Annotated in this window: 6 protein-coding genes; all 6 read right to left on the reverse strand. The window is 26.3% G+C overall.

The annotated features are described in order from the left end of the window. Positions 1-10: 10 nt before the first annotated feature. The gene (locus ACXYRN_RS00730; protein WP_458607305.1) at positions 11-2,611 is read right to left on the reverse strand and encodes a coiled-coil domain-containing protein; all 2,601 of its coding nucleotides are present in this window, start codon (positions 2,609-2,611) and stop codon (positions 11-13) included. Between the two features lie 22 nt (positions 2,612-2,633). Then, positions 2,634-3,515, reverse strand: a complete 882-nt coding sequence (gene tsf / locus ACXYRN_RS00735; RefSeq protein WP_458607306.1) for a translation elongation factor Ts — start codon at positions 3,513-3,515, stop codon at positions 2,634-2,636. A 9-nt stretch (positions 3,516-3,524) separates the two neighbouring features. Then, positions 3,525-4,382 carry a 30S ribosomal protein S2 gene (gene rpsB, locus ACXYRN_RS00740; RefSeq protein WP_458607307.1) on the reverse strand — a complete coding sequence of 286 codons (858 nt, stop codon included), beginning with the start codon at positions 4,380-4,382 and terminating at the stop codon, positions 3,525-3,527. Positions 4,383-4,666: 284 nt separating this feature from the next. Then, positions 4,667-5,680 carry a hypothetical protein gene (locus ACXYRN_RS00745; RefSeq protein WP_458607308.1) on the reverse strand — a complete coding sequence of 338 codons (1,014 nt, stop codon included), beginning with the start codon at positions 5,678-5,680 and terminating at the stop codon, positions 4,667-4,669. Beyond that, positions 5,665-6,381, reverse strand: a complete 717-nt coding sequence (locus ACXYRN_RS00750) for a hypothetical protein (protein ID WP_458597314.1) — start codon at positions 6,379-6,381, stop codon at positions 5,665-5,667. The genes ACXYRN_RS00745 and ACXYRN_RS00750 overlap by 16 nt, the downstream gene beginning before the upstream one ends. Next, entirely contained in the window at positions 6,345-7,514 is a 1,170-nt protein-coding gene (locus ACXYRN_RS00755; RefSeq protein ID WP_458607309.1) for a S8 family serine peptidase, read from the reverse strand. Before ACXYRN_RS00755 ends, ACXYRN_RS00750 begins: the two co-directional genes overlap by 37 nt. Between the last annotated feature and the right edge of the window lie 80 nt (positions 7,515-7,594).

Here is a 7,594-nt window from a genome sequence, read left to right on the forward strand (position 1 = left end):
AATACAAACTCTACGAGTTTGTATTTGTTTTTGTTGATTTGTTTTCTGCAGGTTGATTATTTGTAGTTTTGTTATTAGATTCGGTATTAACCTGTTCTTTTGCTCCTTGATTTTCATTAGTGCTTGCTTGTGATTTAGGATTATTTGAAGTTACTTTTGTTGTTTCTGTGGTGTTTCAAAGTACATTTAAATGTTCTAAAACAGCTAATGAAGCTTTGAAAGTTGCAAATGCATTTGCAAGTGTGTATGGGGTGAATGCAGCCTTGATTTGTGTTGCAGGAGCATACACAGACGTATCAAATTTAGTAAAAGCATTCGATCTAAAACTGATGTTTGGATTATTTAATTTAGTATAGTAAGCATTACGAGCATCTGTTAGTTCTTGTTTAAGTTGTTCAAGGTTGGTATCTTTACTTTGTATTGCTTTAAATACTTTTTCTGATGCTAAAAAGTAATTTTTCTCTAGAGCATCAAATTCTTTATAAAAAGTTTTTACATCGAAAGATTGTGAAGTTGATGCAAATGAATTTGCACCTGTGCTATTGATATAAGCAATATCATCGTTTTGCGATATATCTAATAAAGATTTAGTAGTTGTATTATAAGCATCGGTATCGACTACTGTTGATTCTAATGATAAATCATTTCATTGATCAGAATATAAATTAGTTCATTGACGAATTCAAGCAATAGTTTCTTGACCAGGAATATAGTAATTATATTTATTATTTTCAGAAGTATCTTTTTGATATCCTAATTGATCTTTTAGCTCCTGTGAGTCAGGATTTAAGCCTAAATCTTCTCAATATAAGTATAAATTAGATAAAACTAATAATTTTTCATATAAAAATCTAAGTTTAAGTTTCTTATCGAAAGTTTTTAGCATATCATCTTCAGTTTTAGATTTAATTGGTGTATACTCAGTATTAAAATCTTTTAAAAGTTGATCGATTTTTTCATTATGAAATTTTTGATTACCATCGTTTTGCGATTTTTTAGCAGTTATTTCTGTAATTTTGTCATCAATTTTTTTAATGTATTCAGTATTTTCTTTTTTGAATTTTTCTAAATCAGATTTAAGATTATCTGCAGTTAGTTTATATTTACTAAAATCTGAATTTGCTTGTGTAAGATATCCTAAAATTCCTAATTTAGTTTGTTCTCCATTAAAATAATCAATATATTTTAAATTACCTAGAGTGGAATAAAAAGGTTTGTTCAATTTATAGTAGTATATACTTCTAAAACCATCTCCAAGCGTTTTTAAATAATCAGCATATTTTTTATGAAGCTCTTGAGCTTGATTTTTAAGACTTAAAATATCATCGGTTTTTAATAAAGCATTTGAAAGTGGAAAGTCACTTATGACAAAGTCGATAAATCATTTGCTCTTGTCAATTATTGGATTACCATCAGAAGAAGTTGCTTTTGATGCATAATTAGGAGTTCAAATTTGTGATAAAAAAGTTGCATAATTAATTAATTGTTCTTGAAATGGTTTTGCTTCTGCAATAAGGTTTGCATCTTGTTTTTTATCATTTGACATTAATGTCTGCAGATTTAATCCACCTAATCTTGCTGTTGTGAATGCAAAAACTTTTGATTGTTGGATTTTTTCATCCTTAACTTTTTGCCCATCTGTTTGGTTTGTAGATACAAATTTTGATTTATCAGTTGCACTAACTTGTTGTTCGATTGCAACAATGTTATCATATCTTCATCTAAATAAATCGTTCATAAATGATTTATTGGATTCTAATAATTTTGGTAACTTAATTTTTGCATCTTGTAATGCAGTTGAAATTCGAGAAAAATATGAAATTCTAGATTCGATGATTGAAGCGATATTTCATAATGATGCACGGTTTTCTACAGTTTGCTGATATATTTCACGATTATTTTTAAGTGGTTCAATTAAACGATTAATTTGATTTATAAATGATCTTTTATTTGCTGCACTTATGTCTTTTGCTTCTCTAATTTCTTCTATAGTTTTTTCTAAAAATAAGATAGTAAAATCATTTATTTCAATCAAAGCTTTTTTGCCTGAATAATGTCGCTTTAAAAAACTACTTTTAATTTCTTGGTTTTCATTCTCTAATTTTTCTTTATCTGATTGTAGTTGTTCGATAGTTTCTTTGTTATGCTGAGCATTTTGTTCGTTTTGTTTTTTTAATAACTCCTCATGTTGTTTTTGCTGTTTAGTACTTTCTTCTTGAATTTTAGTATTTTCTTTTTTAAGTGAATCAACTTCAACTTTTAAATCAGAATTTTCAGTAAACAGTTTTGGAATAACTGATAAAGCAGCAGCATTATAATCAGATAATATTTTATTATATAAAGCATTTAATTGCTCTATGGTAGTAGTTTTTGAATTAGTTAATTCATCGAATTTATTTTTATTCTCAAGATATTTTTCAGAGTTAAGATTGTATAAATTTACTCTTTTTAACATCTCGTCTATTTGTTTTGATTTTAAAACAATTTCCTTTGATTGTTGTGGTTGTTGTGTTGTTTTTTCTGGTGTACATGCAACAACTAAAGCAACGGACAAAGTTAATAAAGATGTACTAGAAAGTAATTTTCATTTTTTTAATTTTTGAATTTTCATAATCTCCTTTTTTTAATATAAATTATTTCCTTACCATTTCAGCAACATCGGCAGCGAAGTTTGATTGAGTTTTTTCAATTCCTTCACCTACTTCAAATCTTATTGCTGATACAAGTTGGCTACCATGATCGTTTAAGTATTTACCTACTGAAATAGAATCTTGCATTACAAATGCCTGTTTTTCTAAAACAAATTCTGAAAGTTGTTTAGTTAATCAACCATGAAGGATTTTTTCTTGAATTTTAGCAGGTTTTGATTCGAAAGCCACTGGTTTTTCAAAACGTTCTTTTATTTCTGATAATTGTTTTTCACTTAAATCAGAAACTAATGTAACTTCAGGGTTCATTGCTGAAACATGCATTGCAACATTTTTTGCAGCATAAATATCTGTACCTTTTATTTTAACAACAGCAGCAATTTGATTATTAGCATGGACATATGTTCCTAGTATTTCACCTTCTTTTGCTTTTACCATAAACATACGACGGAATGAAATTTTTTCTCCAATAACTGATGTAGCTTCGATTAATGCTTTTTCTACTGTTAAACCATTTGGTAGAATAACTTCTAATGCTTTTTCCTTAGTTCATACATTGGCATCAAAAATAGCATGAGAGATTTGTTGAACAAGTTCTAAGAATTTATCATTTTTTGCAACAAAATCGGTTTCACTGTTTATTTCTATTAATAATGAACGATATTTGTTGGTAATTGCAGTAACAGCACCTTCAGCAGCAATTCTGCCAGCTTTTTTTGCAGCTTTAACAATTCCATTTTCCTTTAGTCATTTAACAGCTGCTTCGATATCATAATTAGTTGCTTCAAGAGCTTTTTTAACATCAATTAATGCTGAATTAGTTCTTTGTCTTAATTCTTTTATAAGTTCTATTTTATTTACTGACATAATTTACTCCTAATTATTTGTTTCTGTATTTTTTGATTGAAATTCTGGTAAGATAACTTTTTCATCATCTTGATATGCAAATAATTGTTGCCCGCCTCTTGCTTTAGCAATTGCATCAGCTAAAATTGTCATAATTAAATTAATTGATTTTGATGAATCATCATTGGCGGGAATACCGAAATCTACTGCATCAGGGTTTGCATTTGAATCAAGAATAGCGATTACTTTTAATCCTTTTCTACGAGCTTCTTTGACGGCGATTTCATCTTGCAATGGATCTGCTACAATCATAACATTTGGTAATCTTCTCATATTACGAATACCATTTAGATTTTTATGTAACTTGTCTAATTCTTTTTTGAAATTTAAAGCCTCTTTTTTGGTATAACCTTTAAAATTATTAGTTGCCTTTTCTTCTAATTCTTCCATCTTTTTAACACGAGACATAATTGTTTCATTGTTTGTTAATGTTCCACCAAGTCATCTTTCAGTAACAAAAAATGAATTTGTTCTTTCAGCTGCATTTTTAACAGAATCACGAGCTTGTTTTTTAGTTCCTACAAAAATAAATTGTGCATTTTTAGCGGCTAATGAATTTACAAGTGAGTAAGCAAATTCTAAGTATTTTTGTGTTTTAAAGATATCAATAATGTGAGCACCTTTATTCATTTTATTTGGAACAAGGTATTCCTTCATTTTTGGATTTCATGAATGTGATTTATGTCCAAAATATGCTCCGGCTTCTAAAAGTTTTGTTCTTGAAACAATAGGATTTTTTTCTTTGTTTTCTTTAACTTCCTTTGTTTCTTTATTAGTTTTTTCTACCTTAATTTCAGGTTTAATTTCAGTTTTACTTTGATTTGTCATTTTTTTCCTTTAGTTTGTTTTGTCTAAATAAACTATTCTAACACCTAGCACTTATAATTATTCAAGCACACCCAAGCGAATCCTAGTTTATTGTGATTTATAAAAATAAGTATTAAAATACTTATGTTTATTTTATCATTTTTTCTTTGCTATAAAAATATGGTAACTTAATTTATTTGTCTGTATACTAGATAAAAAAGAAAACATACTTCTGAAAACTTAGTTTTTTATTTTAAAGTTGGTATAAAACACAAAAAACACAACCAAAAATAGTTGTGTTATTTTTACGAAAGAGTAATTTTTATATTATTTGGTTTACCATCTTTATCATAAGATAATTTAGTATTTTTTAAATTTATTATATATGACTTAGCAAGTAATTTTAATACAGATGTTTGCGTATTTGATGTTAATTTAGCATATTTATCATAATTTGAAACAAATTCTACATTATTTCGAGTTCAAATGCGTCCTTCAAAGTGATTATAATATATTGCATATCATATATCATCAAATTCTCTTTGTTGAATTTTAATAATTTTATTAGGAACAAGAGTTTTATCTGGAACATAGTTTTTACTATAGAATAAATACGATTTATATGAGGGAAGTTTAATGTTATCTTTAAACTTTGTATATATTTGATTTGTTTCAGTTACTGGACTAATATTATTATTTTTTAATTTTATAGATATATTAATTTGATTATTTTCATTTTTTACAGTATTGATAGAACTGTTATTCAGTTTCTCGATTTTGTCAGGATAATAATAAAAGTAACTTGGATATCCTATTGGTTCTGCACCGTATTGTGTAATCAAATTGTAAACACGAATTGGAAAAAAATCTCCTTCGATATCTCTTACAAATAATAAATTTATAAGAACTTTATTTTCATTTTTAATTGGTAACATCTCGATTACCATATTATTATTTTTTTTATAAAATAAATTATTTTTATCATTTGAAAATATGTTCTTGATATTATTATAGTTTCATTGAAAATTATAAGAACTACTTATTTTTTTGAAAGTTAGAGTTTGTTCATTGTTTTGTGTTACTAAAGCAAAAAAAGAGTGCTCTTTATCGATAATATTGTTTAATTTTGAATATTTAGTATCAAGAATTAAATTTTGAGATTTCAAATTTTCTTTTAGTTTTCTTACTTGATCATTATTTTCTGATTCGTTTTTTGCTTCCCAAGGAGTTTTATTTTCATAATGACTACATGCTATCGAAACTGTTAATAAAGGACCAGATAAACATAGACTCAATAATTTTATTAGGTTTCTGGTCATGATTTTTCTGCTGTTAATTTTGAACGAGTTTCATAAATAGCATATTTATCATTTAAAATGTAATAGACATTTTTGTTTGTAAGGTTTGTGTTTTCAAAGTCATTTCTTAGTTTAATAGTTAAGGTAAATTCATATGGTCATGAATGATAATTTCTACCCGCTACAAACATATTGCGATTTGTTGCATCGCTATTATCATTGTTCAGATTTGGATAATTAACTTTTAATGTTGAAAGGTGGTATTGTCTGTAAATCCATCATGAATTTGCATAAATAACACCTACCATACCTACATTAAATATATTAGAGTGATTATGTATTTCAGATACACTTAGTTTTCTTCTCTCAGAATTTGATAATCTTCATAAATCAGAATATGTAGAATAAGCAGCAAGTGGTTTTTCACCACCAGAGATTAGATTTTTATATGTCAATTGTTTTGACTTACTGTAATATAAATCATATATACTGTATTTTCTAACATTGTCTGCATAAAATTTCATTCTGTCTCAATTTATATATCCTGCACCAAGGTTTAATGGTAATATATTGATTTTATCATTATATTGTTTTAAATCAAAACTTGCTATTAAAATAGCTTTTAATTCTGGAACTTGATAACTTGAATTAGGTTTTTTTATTGCCGATAGTAAAGCAGAAGCAGCTAATAAATAGGTGTAGAAAAACTTGTTCCTGATCATCGTCAATAATCTGGATCATCAACTAATGTGTCTGTTTTTCATCATTGATCATTTAAAAAAAGTGATTGATTACTAAATTTATCTGGACCTATACCTAAAGGAGAATCCTCAAAACCTTTAATTTTACCATTTGAAAAATCTTCAATTTGATCATTATTAAAATTATATGCACCGATTATAAAAGTGTTTTTAGTTCTTTGGATAGAAGAAGCTTTTTTTCAAAAGGTGGGGTTCTGGTTAATTGTATCTCTTAACTTTTCTAATATTATTTTTTGATAGGTAGTAGGTTTAGAATTAAGTTTTTCATTTATCCATTTATTAACCTCCATTATATGATTTGGTGTTTTAAGATTTTCGTTATCAGCAGAAATGAAAAATTTCATATTATATTTATATGCATATTCATCGATTAATGCGGCTTCATCTGGATAATCTGTGTTAATTTCTACATTTAAAATATCTATAATATTGTTTATATATGAAAGATTACTATTTTTATAATATTCATTCATTTTATTTAGATCTAGTAGTTTGCGATATGAGGTTGAATAACTCATATTAATATATTCAACATTATTTTTCCTAAAGAACTCTAAATTTTCTTTTAATATGTCATAATTGCTTGCATTATATGTTCTATTATAACTTGTTGAATAAATTTCAGCATTTTTTAGTAATCCAGAATCGCTACCAATGATTGAAGCAATTTCAGTTGCATGATAATTTTTATTTCAATAATCTAAAAATGAGTGATTCATCTTGGAAAAATCATATATTTTATCATCAGTAAGGTTAGGGTCATATTTAACTCTGTTACTATTAACAACATTTGGATTATTAATTGAACCTAGAATATTATAATTATCTTCATTTATTTCTTTATCAATATTTAAAGTTGTATTTCCATCAAATTTTAAAATTCGATAATCAACTAATCCACCATCGATGATACCTATTTTAATCTTTTTATCAGTTCTTTCGTGGATTCCTAGTTTATCTCATAACTTATCAAATAAATGATTGTATTTTTTAATGTCTCTAGGTTGATTTGCAAAAATTGCTGACATTGTTAAAGGAAGGCTTGAAATGCTAGATAAACCAATAATATATTTTCAAAATTTCTTTAATTTCATAATAACCTCCTAATTTAATTATACTCCTGAATTTCCCACTTTAATGTATTAAAAAATCGTTTAAGCCTTAAACATAGGCA

This window comes from Mycoplasma sp. 4423, from assembly GCF_054353855.1.